Below are 17,700 nucleotides of genomic sequence, written 5' to 3'. Positions count from 1 at the left end.
TATGAAAAAGTTTAAATGGGTTGAACATCCTATTCCGCTCGTATTTAAGCGTGATGAATTATTGGCATATGAGTTTAATATAAATTGTAAAGTACCAAGACCAATACTTTCTATTAGCAAAGAATTTTTAATATTAAGTAATAGCTTTGTTATTATTCGAAATCTATTTTTAATTCCAGCATTAATTTCTGTACTTTATTTATGCACTGCTGAGATACAAGATATATACAAAAGCTGGAAGGCGTCTGAAAAAAGCACTATACATTTTATAGAATTCCGGAAAAATAAATATGGAAGTGATTATTTTGACACTCTTCCTGAAAATAAAAAATATCGAGATATAATTCTATACGAGTACAACAGACTTAATAATGAGGGTGAGTTAACCTTCAATCAATACATAACTGATAGACATGGTTCTTTTGTCGCTTATGGAGAAAGAAATTATCGCCATGACCGAAACAGCATTATTTTCTTTGGAACCACTATCCCACTATTACTCATTTGGGTTATAGGCTTTAAACGTCGTGCGCCTTTGATTTTTGACCGTAAAAGGCGTCTTTTGTACACATGGAGTAAAGGCAAGGTAGTTGCGCAGCGTTATGATAATCTCCGGGCTTTGGAAACCCCTTCGTTCCTAGCTATCATGCTAAGAGCAACAGTGAAAAAGGGTAAATTGGGTTGGGGACGTTTTTCTGTTACACCTCAAGGCAATACTATCTATAACAGTAAGGATTCATATCAGCAGGTTCTTGCTTACATTGTACAATTCATGGAGTACGGACGAGAGCACGTCATGCCAGAGCAAACGGAGTGGCAAGGGCGAAAAGGATTCTTTTTATTCGAAGACAAAAAACCTCATGATTTTGAAGAGCAGCTTGCAGTCTTGTTAGTGAGAATCGATGCTGCAACAGACGAAGTTGAATTTGATGAAGATGGTCAGCTTGTTGAGTCTTAATAACGCCATACTTATAATCAGTCCTTGGTATAGTTAAGGTATTAATTTAACGAAGGAATATAGGGCTGGTTTATAAACAGATGTAAGATGTTAGGACAGCATCATCGTACTTCAATTTTAGCTAAACGGATTTGGCAATGTCTTATAAATTAATATTATTAAGTGATTTAAAACCCACAGATCTTGAAATGGTATTAAGGCCGCATGTTGCCGTTGATATTATCCGTGAATTGCACCTACAGCATATACAAATTTGGGACCTTGATTGGCATAATGATCATGCTGATTTTATGTCCACACCAGCAGACAAGTATGCGCGAGTGATTGAAAAAATACTCCTTGGGCATGTAGTACTACTGCAGTGGCCACAAGCACGGTTTGACGGTGTTTTTGATCATAGTGGCAATGTACACCTATCTATGACAATGGGTATTGGCAACGAACTGCTTACGAGCAAGGTTAGAATACTTCAAAAGTCAATTGTTGAACAAGGAAATCATTCTCCTGCCGCTGAAAGTAAACCATTATCAAAAGCGATTATTGCGCCTGCTACGACTCTTGTTGCCGCACCATCTAGAACCATTAAAGATGCGGCCGTAGCTGGCCCGTTCGAAATTGAAGTCGAATTGTTGGATGAAACTGAAACCCCGATTGCAAATGCAGAATATATATTAAAACTGGCTACGGGTGAGGAAATAACCGGACAATTAGATGGTAATGGTTATAAATTATTTTCCGGTGCGGAATATAAGCGATCGGTGATCCATTTCCCACAATACGAAGGTTATGATTGGTAGTGTTGTGTATGTTCGGCAACATATTTTTTGTTAAAACAATCTCTTTCAACATTTTTCTTACCTCTATCTGAGTGTCGATTCAGTCTAACGTCTGATTGCTTAGATTCTAATATGGATAAAAGAAGCGGAATGACGGAACAGACTATAAATGAATTATACAGGTACAAAGAGCGAGAGTTGCGTGATATTTTGGATGCTAAATTAACAAAAGCATCGATAAGTTATGAGTGGAGGCTTATGGTGCTTGAACACATAGTCATGAAGATTAGTGGTACTGTTATGAGTATATGTTTAGGTGGCTTATTTGTTTATAGGGGATTTAATGAGGATTCTTTAGGAACCATTATTTTTGGTTTTATGTTTAGTTTTATGCTGTACGGAATGAATCGTTATCTATTTTTCCAGATAAGAACACACACTACAAGCTCACTCCTTTAGGTATCATTTATACTGAAAAAGATACCATCCCTGATGTTGCTTATACAATCATGCGTGGTTTTGCATGGTTCTCTGCGGTGGCCTGTTTGGCGACTGTTGCATATGTTGGCCCACTTGCTTTTGTTGGCGCTGGTGGAATGGCGCTGTTAGCCGTTAAATTTACCGATTGTCATGCCGAAACAAAAAATAAGAGTGTAAATTTTATTGGTGAATATACGATTAAAGTTGTTCCAAATAAGGGTGTGTTAGCATTTGGAGTTCTAGTGATGAATTGTATGCATCACGTCGTTTTTATTTTGAAGCAGCTAAAGAAGATGAATTAATTAAGGAACTGTCAAAGCATATGAAAATAAAAGAAATAACGCATGTGAAAAGTATGCGTGAGTTAGATTTTTAAAATAAACAAAACCAACCTTTTTTCATCCCTCTAACCGATTGTTGATTAAGTCTAAAATTCATAACATCGACGACACCCAATAAAATTGTATCTCTGAGACTGTGTTTAAAATCATTAGGATCCTCGCATGGGGTGGAGTTGTGAGCTGTTTACTCGCGGTGTTTATTGTCGGTCCGATGGCGTTCGTCGGTTCTGGTTGGTCTGCGTTCATGGCATTTTTTAGTGTTTTTTCGAGTTTCTACAAAAAAACACCGCTGGAAACATGGGTAAAAAACAGTACCTGGGGTACAAATACCAAGGGTTGGACATTGGATAAAGAGTTACTTGAATATAACAAAATAATGCGTAAACCACAGGTTGTGTTTAGCAATGAGGGTGATAATTACAATCGTAGTCTTTATGCACAAAAACAAGCCGATAACCCACTTTACAAGCAGCCCTTAGTCATCACTCTACCGAGTATGGATAAGTATGAAGAGTTCGACATGGCTATAACCACCTATCCCTACATTAATGGGACAAAAGAGATAGGCTATGGTTATGGGCCATCCCGTTGGTGACGCGGCTTCCGGAGGACGTGATTGATGATGGAGAATGGGAGGAACTGGACGGGGCTTGGCAATATAAGTTAAATATAGAAACTGAATATGAACTAAAAAAAGTTATCATATATATCATCGTCAAAGCGGACGCAAAAACAGATATTATTTATGCAGCGAAAGGAAGTAATCGGGCATTAGATGTGATGACACCAGATAGAATTGAACGCACCAATGAATTTGATACACACACTTTGGGAGTCAGTGAATATGGGTAATAAAAAATGAGTACCATTAAAGAATACGAAGCGTATAACAACGAAAATAACAAAATCCGGGCTGAGTTAAACAAGGAATTAGTTAAAGGACCTGTTAAATATCAGTGGGAAATTGTAATCAAACCACATTTTTATTTAACAATTATGGCCATTTTTTTAGCTTTATGTTTTGCTGGTGGATTTATTTATCTTGGACTCGACTCCGATAGTCTAGGAACTGTATTCTCCGGTGCTATATCATTGCCTATTATGTTTTACATTAGTCGTTATTTATTAACCCCCAACGTAATGACAACGTATAAAGTTATGCCTCTTGGGATTGTCTTAATAAAAAAAGATTGTATCCCTGAGGCAGTGTTTAAAGTTATTAGGATCTTAGCATGGGGTGGAGTAATAACCTGTCTGCTCGCGGTTTTTATTGTCGGCCCAATGGCTTTCGTAGGTGCTGGCGGGTCTGCGTTAATGGCATTTCAATTAATTAATGCTCAACCGCTAGAACGAACACATGAAATATATTTTCTTGGTAATTACAAACTTTCATCTCTATCTGAAGGAGGTGTAATTCGCTTGAAGTCGGATGAGAGAAATGCTTCCGGTATTATCTATTTTCAAAAGAAACACACGAAAAAAATCGATAAGTTACTTAAGCAGTATATCAATATTACCGAGCATATTAAGTTTGCTAGTGTGAGCGAAGTACTTGATAATTATTGAAGGTATGAATCTATACCTCAGTTTAAGTGATGAATTGTATGCTTCACGTCGTTTTTATTTTGAACCATCTAAAGAAAATGAATTAATTAAGGAACTGTCAAAACATATTGTTGTGACACAAATTACCCATGTAAAAAGTATGCGTGAATTAGATTTTTAAAACAAATAAAACCAACCTTTTTCCATACCTCTAACCGATTGTTGATTAAGTCTAAAGTTCATACCATTGAAGTGTTAATGGGATGAATTAAAAGGATTTTACATGTCAACGATGTCGTTAAAACACCTAGTGGACAAACTGAACCAAAATGGAAAAAAGGCACTCGAGGGTGCTGCGGGGCTTTGTCACTCACGCAGTCAGTTTACGGTTGAAATAGAACACTGGTTATTACAGCTAGTAGAAAACAAACAAGATGATATAGCGATAATCTGTCAGTTGCAGGGCATCGATGTACAAGTACTTATCAATGAACTTAATTTATCATTAGAGCGACAAAAAACCGGTAATAGTGCAGCGCCGAGTCTTTCTCCGCATATCATCACCTTATTAAGACAAAGCTGGTTAAATACCACCATTGAGTTTGACGAACAACAGATCCGTTCCGGTATTATTCTTTATACACTCCTTAGCGATGACAGTATCAACGCGATGTTGTCTCGTCATATACGTCAGTTTGAACGATTATCAGCTAATTTAATTCGCGATAACTGGTCTATTATTACCGAAAAATCCGCAGAGCAAAACGGTATTGTAGCAGTGTCTAATGCCGGTGTCGCAACCAACAGTAAAACGCCATCGTTAGACCAATTCACTGTAGATTTAACCGAAAAAGCCCGCAATGGCAAAATGGACCCGATTTTAGGCCGTGATCCAGAAATTAGACAAATGGTCGATATTCTCACTCGACGTCGTCAAAACAACCCAATCTTAACCGGTGAAGCCGGTGTAGGGAAAACTGCCGTTGTCGAAGGACTTGCCCAACGTATCGTTGCCAAAGATGTACCAGAAAGTCTACAGCACGTGCAATTACGTGAACTTGATTTGGCGCTGCTGCAAGCCGGAGCTGGTATGAAAGGTGAGTTTGAAAATCGCCTAAAAGCAGTATTAAATGAAGTAAAACAATCAGCAACCCCAATTATTTTATTCATTGACGAAGCACATACCATGATTGGTGCTGGTGGCGCGGCAGGGCAAAACGATGCGGCGAACATTCTCAAACCTGCACTTGCTCGTGGAGAGTTACGTACTATTGCCGCAACAACATGGGCTGAATATAAAAAGTATTTTGAAAAAGATCCGGCATTAACCCGCCGTTTCCAAGTGGTTAAAATTGAAGAACCTTCTGTACCCACTGCGGTGATTATGTTGCGTGGTATTTTACCTGTGATGGAACAACACCACGATGTTGTCATTACCGCTGATGCTTTACAAGCCGCCGTTGCCTTATCTAAACGTTATATAAACGGTCGTCAATTACCAGACAAAGCAGTGGCACTATTGGATAGCGCTTGTGCACGAGTTGCCATCAGTCAAGCCGCAACCCCGGGTTTAGTTGAAGATTTACAACGTAAAAAAGCGCAGCTTGAAGCTGAGATAAAATTGCTTGAACGTGAACAACTGTCTGGCGAAGATCATGGTGATGTCATTATCGCATTACAAAGTGATCTTGTTGGAGTTGAAGATAACTTGGTTGTTGAGCTACAAGCATGGAAAACACAATCGGAATTAGTACAAGCCATTCAACAGCAAATTGCCGACATTCATGAGCATGGTGCAGAGCAAGAGAAATACATTCGACTTACTGCGTTAAAAGCAGAATTACACGAAGCTAAAAATACCATGGTGTACTGGCAAGTTGATGAGCAAGTTATTTGTGAAGTGATCTCGGACTGGACTGGTATTCCCCTCGGTAAAATGGCGCAAGACGAACTCGAAACTGTGCTTAATTTAAGTGCTGAGATGAAGACTCGTGTTATCGGTCAAGACCATGCCATTGATTTGATCGCTCGGACCGTACAGATCTCTCGTGCCCAGTTAAGTGACGAAAGCAAACCCAATGGTATTTTCATGCTTACGGGCCCAAGTGGTGTCGGTAAAACTGAAACGGCGTTAACACTTGCCGAGCAGGTTTATGGCAGTGAAGAAAATATAATCACCATTAATATGTCTGAATACAAAGAAGAGCATAAGGTTTCTCTGTTGCTCGGTTCTCCTCCTGGTTATGTTGGTTTTGGTGAAGGCGGCGTATTGACTGAAGCGGTTCGTCGTAACCCTTACAGTGTCGTGTTACTCGATGAAATTGATAAAGCGGCACCTGGCGTACAAGACATTTTCTATCAAATCTTTGATAAAGGCTGTGTTAAAGACGGCGAAGGTCGCGATATTGATTTCAAAAATACCATTATCATCATGACATCTAACGTCGGTACCGACACGATCACTGCGTTGTTTGCCGATCCTGATACGGCACCAGAGTTAGACAGTTTGGCTGATTGTATTAAAGGCGACCTCATGGCGGCCTTTAAACCTGCATTCTTGGGGCGTGCCAACATAATTCCGTTTGTGCCGTTAACAGATGACATGTTAAGCACCATTGCCCAGTTACAAATAAACCGCTTGGCTGCGCGTATTCGTCGTAATCACAATGCCGAATTCATCGTTGATAATGAAGTGATTACTCAAATAGTCAGTCGATGTCATGACGTGGCATCAGGTGCGCGTACAATTCACAATTATTTGCAAAATACGTTATTACCGGAAATTTCAGTGCAAGTGTTACAAGCGATGACGCAGCAGACTGAATTTAGTCAAATTAACGTTACTACGAATGAAGATAACTTCATTATTACGCTTAATTAGACAGAAAAGTATGAGATAAAAACCATTCTAAATTCGCTGGTAATACATACTTCGAAAACTTGTGTTAAAGGACGATTGTTAAGATAATTCAGCCAGCTTCTACAGCGGATATTTGTTTATTTATTAAGGTGTTAAATGAACAAGTTGGTAACCAGAAATAAATTTTACAGATGGTTTTATTGACAAAACCATCACCATAGCAAGCTTATTTAAGCAATTTAAAAGGATTATAAAATGCAAGCAAATACGTATTTAGATTATGAAGGTATTGTTGGTGAATCTACGGCTCAAGAATTCCCAGATTTAATCACAGTATTATCATTAGACTTTGGTACAAGCCGTGTATTAAGTTCTTATACTGGTACAGCGCAAGATCGTGAAGCAAGCTCTGCAAAGCTTAATGATGTAACAATTACTAAGCTACAAGATAAAGCTTCACCTGATCTTTTCAAAGAATCTACGATTGGTAAAGGTAAAAGTGCTATTTTCCACATCACTAAGCAAGGCGAAGGCATTGAAGAGATCATGAAAATTGAACTTACTAATGCAATGATCAGCAGTTACCAAGTTTCAGTTCAAGGCGATCGTCCACTCGAAACTATCACCATTAGTTATACAGAAATGATGATGACTGTAACGCCTACTGATGACTTAAACAATGTACAAGCTCCACTTGTATATGGTTACAGCGGTGTGACTGGCCAACAAATGTAAGTTTGCTGGTTTCACAGTTGGGCAACTTGAACAGTTGCCCAACTGTTTTTTTTTGTTCAGTTAGGAAATAAAATGGCAGCGGCTACTCAACAACATTCAATGATGAAAATCACCACACCATTGGGAGGTGACGCCTTACATATTACGGCCGTATCAATGCAAGAAAGCATATCTTCTCTGTATGAAATTCACGCTTCTGTGTATACCACAAATAGTGAGCTGGATTATCAACTGCTATTAGGTCAATCGACTACCATTGAACTGGCTGTTAAAGATTCCTCTGGCAATTACACGCGAAATTTTAATGGGTTTGTAACGAGTATCAGTTCGCAGGGCCAGACTTATCAAAAAGCTGATAATGCTAATAAATACTACTGTTATACATTAATTATCTCACCGCAATTTTGGTTAGCGACGATGCGCAGTAACTGCCGTATCTTTCAAGACTTATCTGTTATTGATATTGCTTCTCAGATATTACCTGAACATAATATTCAGTTTACTAACAAAGCTGGCACAGCGTTTAAGCCTTATGAATATTGCGTTCAGTATCATGAAACTGACTATCAATTTTTGACTCGCTTGTTTGCTCAGGAAGGTATTTATTTTTACTTTAAGCAAGACGCAGGAGCCAATTCCCTTATTTTAGCTAATTCAACAACGTCTCATATGAGTTGCGCCGAAAGTCCTTTATTGCAATCAGATGAGATTATTTCTCATGCTTATATTTCCGCTTGGTCTTCACTGGCCGCTGTAAAACCCGGCAAGGTGAGCTTAAGAGCAATTAATTTTGAACAGCCCTTAACGAACATTGATGGCAGTTCCAGTAACGCAGATTTTACAGGGCAAGATAAGTTAGAACATTTTGAGTATGTTTCGGGCAATAAAAACTTAGCTGCATCAAATGCATTTGCTACAACACAGTTAGAACAATTACAGTCAAACAAAGCGATTTTTAAAGCCAGTTCGAATTACGTGACCATTGAAAGTGGCAAGATGATTGCTTTTTCTGGGCATGCGACACAAAGTCTAGTTGGACCTGAATTCCTTGTGACACGCAACCATTTTATGGCGAGTCAAGGCTCACAGCTTGATGTTAATTCGAAAAATGGTATGGAAATCCATTCCAATTTTTATTGTGTTGCGAATAGCCAAAACTATCAACCGATTATCAATATCAAAAAGCCAATTATACGAGGCGTACAAACCGCTATCGTAACTGGTGGTGCGTCCGATGAGATATACGTAGATTCATATGGTCGGATCAAAGTTAAATTCTATTGGGACAGACTCGGCACCTCTGACGAGAATAGTTCTTGTTGGATCCGTGTTTCACAAAATTGGGCTGGCAAAAACTGGGGCGCATTCTTTTATCCTCGCGTTGGCCAAGAGGTATTGGTTTCATTTTTAGACGGTGATGCGTCACAACCTATCGTGATTGGTTCTATATATAACGGTGAGCAGATGCCCGCTAATGCACTGCCAGCTAACAAAACGCAAAGTGGTATTCGCACTCATTCGACCACAACAGACGGTAATGCTAACTGTAATGAACTGATATTTGAAGATAAAATCGGTAGTGAGTTGTTAGGATTACGCGCCGAGAAAGACCACCAATTAGTTGTGGTGAATGATCAAGTCGATACCGTTGGTAATGATAGAACGACAACGGTAACCAACAATGACACGCTGACAGTGAGCAATGATCAAATCGAAACCATCGGTAATGATCGTAAGACCAATGTTGGTAATGACGATACGTTAGATGTTGGCAATATCTTAAATCTAAAGGCTGCAACTGAAATAAATCTGACCGTTGGCTCGGCTACGTTGTCGATGAAAAGTGACGGTACGATTAATCTATCGGGTATTAATATCGAAATCTCAGGCACGAATGTCAAAGTGAAAGGAACCGCGACCAATATTGAAGGTTCTATGGTCGTCGTTAAAGGTTCCGTTGTTAAAATCAATTAAATATATTGCTCGTTAATTATTATCATAAGGATATCCGATATGGGGAAACCCGCTGCAACACTGACTAGTTATCATTCTTGCCCTGCAAGTAGCGGCCCTGTTCCTCATGTTGGGGGGCCAGTGATAGTCGGCTCACCTACTGTACTTATCGGAGGCAAACCTGCGGCAAGGTTAGGGGATAAAATGATATGTTGTGGTCCACCAGATACTATTATTATGGGATCTGCGACGGTATTAATAAACGGCAAACCTGCTGCTCGAATGGGTGATACTGGTGCACACGGTGGTAAAATTGTTGTCGGTATTCCTACAGTGCTCATTGGCTAACGTGATGAATATGACTTCACAAACATTGATTGCTCAAATTGAAGTGTATTTCGAACAACGCCACCGTTGCTTTGATAATTGTTGGTCCACTCAATTGCAACTTAGGCAGCTGGATCAGCAAGCTGCAAATTTGTTTTATTTACTCACGAAACAACGTAAATCGTTAAAAAAACAGCAAAATGACAACCCTTTTTGGTTAAGTTTATTATTGTCAGAAACTGTGGCCGAAATTATTCAGTTATTAGAAAACCAAAGTAAAACCACTCATTCAGACCTTATCTGTATACAGTGGTGGGCACAGCAGAATAACGGTGCAGCCCTGATCGCGGCGCTTATCAGTCTTGAAACGACTTCACCAGAACTAACAAAGCAGTTGCTATGTGTGATTGCCAGCGCTACGTCGACAATTAACGATCAATTCAACTTTCTTCATGTTAGCAATATTAAACCTTGTATCAATTTTATTAATCAGCATTTAGGTAGAGCGTCTCAAATCTGGTTTAGCCATTTTATGAACCATGAAAACACCGATGATGATAATAAAAAATTGCTCGAACTAACCTTATGTAGAGGTAATAGTGCGGCTAAACTGCCTGCACTAAATAGCACTCTGTTAGCAGACAAGTCATTACTCAAGCAGTACGTGGTTCAGGCCGATAGCAAATTAGTCAATACTCTGATAAATGAATTATCTAAACATAATGATAATGCCAAATTTGTATTATCTATGATGGGGTTTAGCGGTTATAAGCAGTTTGTCCCTTGGTTGATCCAAATGTTAACTGCAGGTTTTTTAAGTCATGCTGCTTTTGCTGCTCTGCATACCTTGTTAGGGACTGAATTTGAGCGGCAATTACCTGATGGATTATACGGCGAGTTCGAACCAGAATCTCAAGTTGAGTTGCTGGTGGCGTTAAAACAAACATTAACGGCTTGGTGGGAAGTGCATCGCGATGATCTTCCTGAGCAGATATTAGCGGGTAAAGCGGTTAATGAGTCGAATATCATATTGGTCTGGCAACAGGGTAATATTTTTCAATGCGAAGTTGCAGCCTATCGCTATTGGTGCTTGAAGGTTGAGCATCGTTTATTTGATGCTCGCGGGTTTAATACGCGAGGTTTATTATGAAATTTACCATAACCGCTTATGCTGGCGAATTTGGTTGTGCACCGCAGTCATTTTATACAGTGTTGTCTGGCCAAGCGCCGCGTATCGATTTAACCGAACTTGCACCATACACACAGTTTAAACCAGCCAAACAAGTGGCGTTTACGCAATCAGTATTAGCTGACAACCGGATTGACCGTTGGCAAATATTGATTAATACGGCGCTGGAAAATTCCAACCTAATTGAATCTAGTAAGCATGCACCGTTATTAATGGTACTGCCATTTGTTGACGCTAAATTTAGCGAGATGCAGGCGCACCTCATTGAATCTGTAGCCGATATTTTGCCCGCGTGGACAACAAATCCCAATAGCCAATATTACTTGCTGGGAAGTGCTGGTTTTTATCAAGCGCTGCGCCAGGCTGATGTGTTACTCAGTGATGGCATGGAACTGGTGGTCATTGGAGCCGTAGACAGCTGGGCTACGGAGCAGGGCTTGTTGAAGTTTGTCAGCCAGTTCAGTGATTATTCCTCAGTTGTATTACCCGCTTCGGAAGGCGCTGTTTTTGTGGTGCTATCACGACAAGCACAAGGTCTTGAGGTGTTGTCTTGTGGTATGGATGTAGTGATAGACAGACATACACCGAGTGGTTTAATTGCACTGATTGCCGATAGTGTTGCCAAGCAAACTGCACCGATGCAGTATTTGTCTCTGTGTCATAGCGGCGATGAATCTCTAGACCAAGTTGGCCACAATACCCTATCTGCGATCTCAGGACTTTTCGATGCTAATACCCAGTTTTTCACGCCACAAATAATCCAAGGTGATATAGGTGCTTGTTATAGCCTGTTACATTTTTTAGTGAGTTATCATCATTATAAACAGCATATCTGGCAGGGTTCTAGCCTGCAGATTGATACATCGTCATTGCCGTATGTAGGTACCGCGACGTATCGCTGGTTTGATTGAGTGTTTGAATAGCGGGTTACATTTACGTGCCATTTATTAGACCATCATGCATCATGTTTAATTGATAATAGATCGCTTCAATCATAATAATTCACTCAATTTAAGGATACGTGATAGGGATAGCTACCCAGAAAAACATGCTGAGTAGCACAAATTAAATGCAGATCAATATCTGCAACACACTCGTTTCTGATACTTCAGGTGTGTCTTTCAGACCTTTATCGACGAGGCCAATTTCTTTTAGCATGCTGCCAACCATTTCAAATTTTTATTAATCCTTGATTATTATTTGAAGGGGATTGCTAGCCATGTACCGTTAAGTTTATCCACGATGACGACTTCTGTTCCTTGTGGTAAATATTCTTTTTCAAACTCAGGCTCGACCATGATGTAATGTTTTTGGTTAAAGTCGTCGATGAGTAATGCTTCTGCAGGGTTCCCCGAACTTGCGGTTCCAATTGTTATTTTTGCCGCTTTGCCGATGAAGGTAGAGGTAGATACTGCTGTCGTTTCATTGTTGGGTATTATTTTGGCTAATGCAGAACCAACAAAATAGGTCATTATTAATGTAAAAAATACAGTTGTCGGTAATATGAATATTAATTGTAGCTGCCATTCGAGAGATGTTAATACAGCATAGTTAATGCTGTAACCAATAATTGCAAAATGAGTCAATGCAATTATTAACCAAACCAGCATTGGCAATTTTTTGAGGCATAACCAGTCAAGTAGATTGCTCACGCCCCCATCTGTAATCGGTAAACTACTATTTGCATCAATTGGCGATATGTTATCGAGGAGGTCGAGTAAACTAATACCAACGATTAATCCGAGTAACTCGAGGAATAAAAATAGTAAAACAATGATAATTGCTAATGTGTAAAGCAGATTCATGTCCGCGAGCAGAAATGTAAACATGTTTGTCCTTACTTATATTCACTAACATCGTATTTAAAGGGAGATTAAAAGTCTGTTAGCAAAATGCTTTAAAATTGAGTCAGGTGTTTGAACGTTATGATTATTTTAGCGACCTAACGCTTCAGAAAACAATCATGTAAAGGTATGAATTTAGTATTAACGCTGATGTGATGAGGAAATGAACGCACGAAATGGTATTATTAAGTCATTATTTTGTTACCCCAAGGAGTTTAAATGTCTGAAGTTATCTCGAATCAGGTACTCATGTCTAAAGTACTTTTTAGTAAGGGTATTACGAGTTCAACAAGTTGTATTCAATGGGTAGAAAAAACAGATACCAGTACGTATGTTATCGTTGACCAAACACCATTCCACCCAGTCAGTCATATCTGGCCTGATCATCCAGCAGATAAAGGTTTCTTAGTATTTGAAGGCAAGCAATACACAGTGACAGACTGCGTGACAGGTGCGTTTGATGTTAAAAATAACAAGCTGTATAAAGGCAGAGATATTCCTGTTAAGCGTGGTGAGGAAGGTTGGCATTTTGTTGTTGTGCATGAATTAGCATCAGACTTGGTATTAAACGTGAGCGACACTGTTGAATTGAATGTTGATGAAGGCTATCAAGCAGCGCTAAGTCGCGGTCACAGTGCCGGGCATTTGGCTTCTTATGCGTTAAATAAAGTACTTGAGCAAACTTATTGGCGCAAAGACGCATCGCGTAAAGATGTGTTAAACAACCGTGATTTTCATTCATATGCCCAAGTATTAAGTCTGGTTTCTGAAAACAAATCAACGGACAGTTACCGCTTAGGTAAAACGTTGAAAAAACGTGGCCTTAATGTGGCTGAGATGCTTGCTGATCTCGCGTTAATCGAAACGAAGGTTAATGACGTGCTGGCAATCTGGCTTGAGACTAAAGCACCTGTGGTGATGAAATGCGAAGGTGATGCGCTTACAGACTCTCGCTATTGGTGTTGCGATTTAGGATTTGGTGAAAGCATTACCATGCCTTGTGGTGGTTCACACGTACGAAGTTTAGCTGAATACAAAGGGATTCAGATTGCATTGACATTAAAGTCAGAGCAAGACTTAGAAATGATCACAACGGCAAGTTAGTTCTGTTGTTATGAATCGACTGTATAAAAGCAAAAATAGAAGAATAAACAGAGAAGGCGCATCATAATGCGCCTTCTCTGAGCTGGACTTATTATGAGTGACTTAAGTCTTCGCTGGCATTTGTTACGCACTAATTCTGGCGTTATAACCTGGTACACGAAATAGTTTGCGGCATAAATCAAGGAATTGACCGTAAAACACTCCAACAAAACAAGATACCACTGCATTGCTTGATACCGCTGTTACGATTTGCTCAAAATCAGCACCTACAGATAATAAAATTAATGCATAAACAGGTGATTGGAAAGATACATATGCAAACGTATCACCAAATTGCTTTGTGAGTTTATTCTTAACTAATTTAGCTCCGGTCTTAATAATAAAGTCACGATATAAACCATATGGGTAAGCAATTGCAATATTTACTGGGATTGAAACCATACGGGAAGCTAAAGATTGTTCAAACGACATCCCTGAGACAAAGATCTCAATCAACATGCCCACAACAAAACTAAAAACTACCATTGCGAATGTGTCAGCTGCGGCATTTCGAACGCAGAAAGGGGCTTTAACTTGCATTTACTTATCTCTACTAGGTTAATGTCGCGTGTAAATTGTATTTATCATCACTTATAAACTAGATGTTTAAATATAAGTGGAATATATGACTATTAAATCACGTATTAAGCAGTTTTAATCACTAAAGATAAGTTGGTTTTTAAGTTTTTTATGTATTAAATAGTGAAAAAGGATTGAAAATAGAAAGTAAATGCTGGGGAGTATGAAAATGACGCTAATTAGTGTGACAGAGTTCAAATTACCGACCTAATGTTTCGGCCGGTATCTCATTGTTTGAATTATATGTTGACAGCTAGGTCAGTTTTTCAAGCTGTAAAGGTTATTTCATAGCTGGTAAACTTACGCATGTTGATCACACCGGTGTCAAAAAACAAGTATTGACCTTTAATACCTTGCAATACGCCTGATACAACAGGCTCTTTATCAAAGTTGTGTGAGACAATTTTTGTTGGATGCTGAGTAACAGGATAGTTAATTGTCACAATATCCTTTTCAAGCTCTTCGATTGCATCTAAACCAAACATCATTTCGATATTACCTAACTGCTCTTCAATTAAAGGCATTAAACGTGCTGCTTCAGCTTTTAAATCAAGATCTGCATTCTCGCCTTTCAGCATTGTGCGCCAATTAGTTTTATCACCAATGAATTCAGCCAGTGCCGTTTCAACTAATCCTGATATCTGTCTGGTTTTTACTTTGAAAATAGGCAGACCCTGTGTCGCACCTTGATCAATCCAACGCGTTGGCAATTGAGTGTGGCGGGTGATACCCACTTTTAATGAAGATGTATTGGAAAGGTACACATAATGATCAGTCATACAAAAATCATCAGCCCACTCTGGTTGACGGCAAGTACCGTGTTCGTAATGGCATGTTTCAGGTTTCATAATACACATGTCACAACTTGCTAGCTTGCGCGTACAAACAAAGCAGTGGCCTTGTGAGTAGCTTTTCTTGGTTTTCTTACCACAGTTTAAGCAATGTATGTTGCCTGTGTGCGTCATTGTAATTGATTTACCGATAAGCTCGTTTAACGGTATAAGAGTATCGTCGAGTGGTAACTGGTAACTCACACTGCTATCTGCATTAAGAGTTGAAACCATTTTACTGATATGGCCGGTGGTTGACATTTTTAATATTCCATTGCTCGTGAAATTATTTGACTTAGTTGGGATTATTGATTTACGTGTTTATTCTTATTTGAGACGGATAAATTCATGCAAGATCAACAAAAGCCGTGTAATTATAATGTAATTCTATATAATACCGGGTCTGAAATTTCTTTCTACTTATTGTTTTCACTTTTCGTATTTAGAGGGCAAAAGGTTCTGATGGAAATTTTAGATCTTTATTTACATGAGTAACATTACTTTGTGTATATAAAGAAAGATTTATCACACGATGTTTAATCACATCTTAATTTATGCAAACGCTGCATCGTAGGCAGCATCACTGCAAAAGGATATAAAATGCCTGTAATTACTCTTCCAGATGGCGCTCAGCGTCAATTTGACAACCCTGTAACGATTATGGAAGTTGCTGCGGATATCAGTTCTGGTCTTGCTAAAGCGTGTATCGCTGGCCGCATTAATGGTGAACGTGTTGACGCATGTGACCTGATCACTGAAGACGCTGCAATTGAAATCATTACTTCTAAAGATGCTGATGGTTTAGAGATCCTTCGCCACTCTTGTGCGCATTTACTTGGTCATGCTATTAAGCAATTATGGCCAAACACCAAGATGGCTATCGGTCCTACCATTGATAAAGGCTTCTACTATGACGTCGAAATGGAAGAACCAATTAGTGAAGCTGATTTAGCTAAGCTAGAAAAGCACATGAACAAACTGGTTAAGACCAACTATCAAGTTGTTAAGAAAGTTGTATCTTGGCAAGAAGCGCGTGATACGTTTGAAGCACGTGGTGAAACATATAAAGTAGCGATCTTAGACGAGAACATCGGTAAAGATGAAACGCCTGCTTTATATTACCATGAAGAATACGTAGATATGTGTCGTGGCCCACACGTACCAGTCATGAAGCATTGCCAGCATTTTAAATTAATGTCTATTGCAGGCGCATACTGGCGCGGTAACTCAGACAATAAGATGTTACAACGTATATATGGTACAGCTTGGACTGATAAGAAAGAGCTAAAAGCACATATTGAACGTCTTGCTGAAGCTGAGAAGCGTGATCACCGTAAAATTGGTAAGCAACTTGATCTTTACCATATGCAAGAAGATGCACCAGGTATGGTGTTCTGGCATAACGATGGTTGGATTATTTTCCGTGAGTTAGAAAATTTAATTCGTGAAAAATTACGTGAATTTGATTACCAAGAAGTGAAAGGTCCACAAATCATGGATCGTAGCTTATGGGAAAAATCAGGTCATTGGGATAAATATTCAGAAGGTATGTTCTGTACTCACTCAGAAAACCGTGAATATGCGATTAAACCAATGAACTGTCCGGGTCACGTTCAGATTTATAACCAAGGTTTAAAATCTTACCGTGATTTACCATTACGTATGGCTGAGTTTGGTTCATGTCACCGTAATGAGCCGTCAGGTTCGTTACATGGTTTAATGCGTGTACGTGGCTTCACACAAGACGATGCACACATCTTCTGTACTGAAAGCCAAATTCAGAAAGAAGTATCTGATTGTATCAAGATGGTTTTTGAAACTTACGCTACATTTGGTTTCGAGAATATTGAGATTAAATTATCAACACGTCCTGAAAAACGTGTAGGTAGTGATGAGACTTGGGATAAATCTGAGCAGGCACTTGCTGATGCATTAACTGCTAGTGGCTTAAGTTATGATGTACAAGAAGGCGAGGGTGCGTTTTACGGACCTAAAATTGAATTTACACTACATGACTGTTTAGATCGTGCATGGCAATGTGGTACAATTCAGCTAGACTTCTCAATGCCTGAGAAATTAGGTGCGGAATATGTGTGTGAAAGTAACGGTCGTGAAACGCCAGTTATGATCCACAGAGCCA

General features: G+C 39.2%; 18 protein-coding genes. 15 read left to right on the top strand and 3 right to left on the bottom strand.

Features of this window, described 5'->3' with window-relative positions; genetic code table 11:
* Position 1 precedes the first annotated feature (1 nt).
* From PE36_RS16775 to PE36_RS16720, 13 genes are all read left to right on the top strand, one after another.
* Positions 2-958, top strand: a complete 957-nt coding sequence (locus tag PE36_RS16775; protein ID WP_006033250.1) for a hypothetical protein — start codon at positions 2-4, stop codon at positions 956-958.
* Positions 959-1,095: 137 nt separating this feature from the next.
* Positions 1,096-1,755, top strand: a complete 660-nt coding sequence (locus tag PE36_RS16770) for a hypothetical protein (protein WP_006033249.1) — start codon at positions 1,096-1,098, stop codon at positions 1,753-1,755.
* A gap of 129 nt (positions 1,756-1,884) precedes the next feature.
* Positions 1,885-2,193: a hypothetical protein gene (locus tag PE36_RS23815; RefSeq protein WP_052298103.1), complete on the top strand. Its 309-nt coding sequence runs from the start codon at positions 1,885-1,887 to the stop codon at positions 2,191-2,193.
* Between the two features lie 86 nt (positions 2,194-2,279).
* A complete protein-coding gene (locus PE36_RS23810) occupies positions 2,280-2,516 on the top strand; it encodes a hypothetical protein (protein ID WP_157517804.1) in 237 nt (78 codons plus the stop codon).
* Between the two features lie 214 nt (positions 2,517-2,730).
* Positions 2,731-3,150, top strand: coding sequence for a hypothetical protein (locus tag PE36_RS16760; RefSeq protein WP_006033246.1), 420 nt, complete (start codon positions 2,731-2,733; stop codon positions 3,148-3,150).
* Positions 3,151-3,167: 17 nt separating this feature from the next.
* Positions 3,168-3,407 (top strand): hypothetical protein, encoded by a 240-nt coding sequence (locus tag PE36_RS16755; RefSeq protein WP_157517803.1) that lies wholly within the window; start codon positions 3,168-3,170, stop codon positions 3,405-3,407.
* 6 nt (positions 3,408-3,413) lie between these two features.
* Entirely contained in the window at positions 3,414-4,121 is a 708-nt protein-coding gene (locus PE36_RS23805; RefSeq protein ID WP_006033244.1) for a hypothetical protein, read from the top strand.
* A gap of 262 nt (positions 4,122-4,383) precedes the next feature.
* On the top strand, positions 4,384-6,981 hold the full coding sequence (gene tssH / locus PE36_RS16745) for a type VI secretion system ATPase TssH (protein ID WP_006033242.1): 2,598 nt from the start codon (positions 4,384-4,386) through the stop codon (positions 6,979-6,981).
* A gap of 234 nt (positions 6,982-7,215) precedes the next feature.
* On the top strand, positions 7,216-7,695 hold the full coding sequence (locus PE36_RS16740) for a type VI secretion system tube protein Hcp (RefSeq protein WP_006033241.1): 480 nt from the start codon (positions 7,216-7,218) through the stop codon (positions 7,693-7,695).
* Positions 7,696-7,767: 72 nt separating this feature from the next.
* Positions 7,768-9,669, top strand: coding sequence for a type VI secretion system Vgr family protein (locus PE36_RS16735; protein ID WP_006033240.1), 1,902 nt, complete (start codon positions 7,768-7,770; stop codon positions 9,667-9,669).
* Positions 9,670-9,708: 39 nt separating this feature from the next.
* Positions 9,709-9,996, top strand: coding sequence for a PAAR domain-containing protein (locus tag PE36_RS16730; RefSeq protein ID WP_006033239.1), 288 nt, complete (start codon positions 9,709-9,711; stop codon positions 9,994-9,996).
* Between the two features lie 10 nt (positions 9,997-10,006).
* Positions 10,007-11,125, top strand: a complete 1,119-nt coding sequence (locus tag PE36_RS16725) for a hypothetical protein (protein WP_157517802.1) — start codon at positions 10,007-10,009, stop codon at positions 11,123-11,125.
* Complete coding sequence (locus tag PE36_RS16720) at positions 11,122-12,075, top strand: hypothetical protein (protein WP_006033237.1); 954 nt, start codon at positions 11,122-11,124, stop codon at positions 12,073-12,075. Before PE36_RS16725 ends, PE36_RS16720 begins: the two co-directional genes overlap by 4 nt.
* Before the next feature lie 285 nt (positions 12,076-12,360).
* Here PE36_RS16720 and PE36_RS16715 read toward each other — a convergent pair whose 3' ends face one another.
* Entirely contained in the window at positions 12,361-12,993 is a 633-nt protein-coding gene (locus PE36_RS16715; RefSeq protein ID WP_006033235.1) for an OB-fold-containig protein, read from the bottom strand.
* Between the two features lie 234 nt (positions 12,994-13,227).
* On the opposite strand from PE36_RS16715, the gene PE36_RS16710 reads away from it, so the two are divergent.
* A complete protein-coding gene (locus PE36_RS16710; RefSeq protein ID WP_006033234.1) occupies positions 13,228-14,112 on the top strand; it encodes a hypothetical protein in 885 nt (294 codons plus the stop codon).
* 123 nt (positions 14,113-14,235) lie between these two features.
* Here PE36_RS16710 and PE36_RS16705 read toward each other — a convergent pair whose 3' ends face one another.
* Together PE36_RS16705 and PE36_RS16700 are read right to left on the bottom strand one after the other, a co-directional pair.
* Positions 14,236-14,691: an L-alanine exporter AlaE gene (locus tag PE36_RS16705; protein WP_006033233.1), complete on the bottom strand. Its 456-nt coding sequence runs from the start codon at positions 14,689-14,691 to the stop codon at positions 14,236-14,238.
* 305 nt (positions 14,692-14,996) lie between these two features.
* Positions 14,997-15,821 carry a DUF2797 domain-containing protein gene (locus PE36_RS16700; protein ID WP_006033232.1) on the bottom strand — a complete coding sequence of 275 codons (825 nt, stop codon included), beginning with the start codon at positions 15,819-15,821 and terminating at the stop codon, positions 14,997-14,999.
* Between the two features lie 339 nt (positions 15,822-16,160).
* On the opposite strand from PE36_RS16700, the gene thrS reads away from it, so the two are divergent.
* Positions 16,161-17,700: threonine--tRNA ligase (gene thrS / locus PE36_RS16695; RefSeq protein WP_006033231.1), on the top strand; the 1,540-nt coding region annotated here is incomplete at its 3' end.

This window comes from Moritella sp. PE36, from assembly GCF_000170855.1.
In the GTDB taxonomy this organism is placed as follows: Bacteria; Pseudomonadota; Gammaproteobacteria; order Enterobacterales; family Moritellaceae; genus Moritella.
This window is presented reverse-complemented; position numbering and strand designations above follow the sequence as displayed.

Bases quoted from the DNA above. Each gene is read 5' to 3' on its own strand.
- tssH (WP_006033242.1), top strand. From the start codon at position 4,384: ATGTCAACGATGTCGTTAAAACACCTAGTGGACAAACTGAACCAAAAT.
- PE36_RS16700 (WP_006033232.1), bottom strand. From the start codon at position 15,821: ATGTCAACCACCGGCCATATCAGTAAAATGGTTTCAACTCTTAATGCA.
- PE36_RS16770 (WP_006033249.1), top strand. From the start codon at position 1,096: ATGTCTTATAAATTAATATTATTAAGTGATTTAAAACCCACAGATCTT.
- PE36_RS16720 (WP_006033237.1), top strand. From the start codon at position 11,122: ATGAAATTTACCATAACCGCTTATGCTGGCGAATTTGGTTGTGCACCG.
- PE36_RS16730 (WP_006033239.1), top strand. From the start codon at position 9,709: ATGGGGAAACCCGCTGCAACACTGACTAGTTATCATTCTTGCCCTGCA.
- PE36_RS16715 (WP_006033235.1), bottom strand. From the start codon at position 12,993: ATGTTTACATTTCTGCTCGCGGACATGAATCTGCTTTACACATTAGCA.
- PE36_RS16775 (WP_006033250.1), top strand. From the start codon at position 2: ATGAAAAAGTTTAAATGGGTTGAACATCCTATTCCGCTCGTATTTAAG.
- PE36_RS16725 (WP_157517802.1), top strand. From the start codon at position 10,007: ATGACTTCACAAACATTGATTGCTCAAATTGAAGTGTATTTCGAACAA.
- PE36_RS23805 (WP_006033244.1), top strand. From the start codon at position 3,414: ATGAGTACCATTAAAGAATACGAAGCGTATAACAACGAAAATAACAAA.
- PE36_RS16705 (WP_006033233.1), bottom strand. From the start codon at position 14,691: ATGCAAGTTAAAGCCCCTTTCTGCGTTCGAAATGCCGCAGCTGACACA.
- PE36_RS16740 (WP_006033241.1), top strand. From the start codon at position 7,216: ATGCAAGCAAATACGTATTTAGATTATGAAGGTATTGTTGGTGAATCT.
- PE36_RS16735 (WP_006033240.1), top strand. From the start codon at position 7,768: ATGGCAGCGGCTACTCAACAACATTCAATGATGAAAATCACCACACCA.
- PE36_RS16710 (WP_006033234.1), top strand. From the start codon at position 13,228: ATGTCTGAAGTTATCTCGAATCAGGTACTCATGTCTAAAGTACTTTTT.
- PE36_RS23815 (WP_052298103.1), top strand. From the start codon at position 1,885: ATGACGGAACAGACTATAAATGAATTATACAGGTACAAAGAGCGAGAG.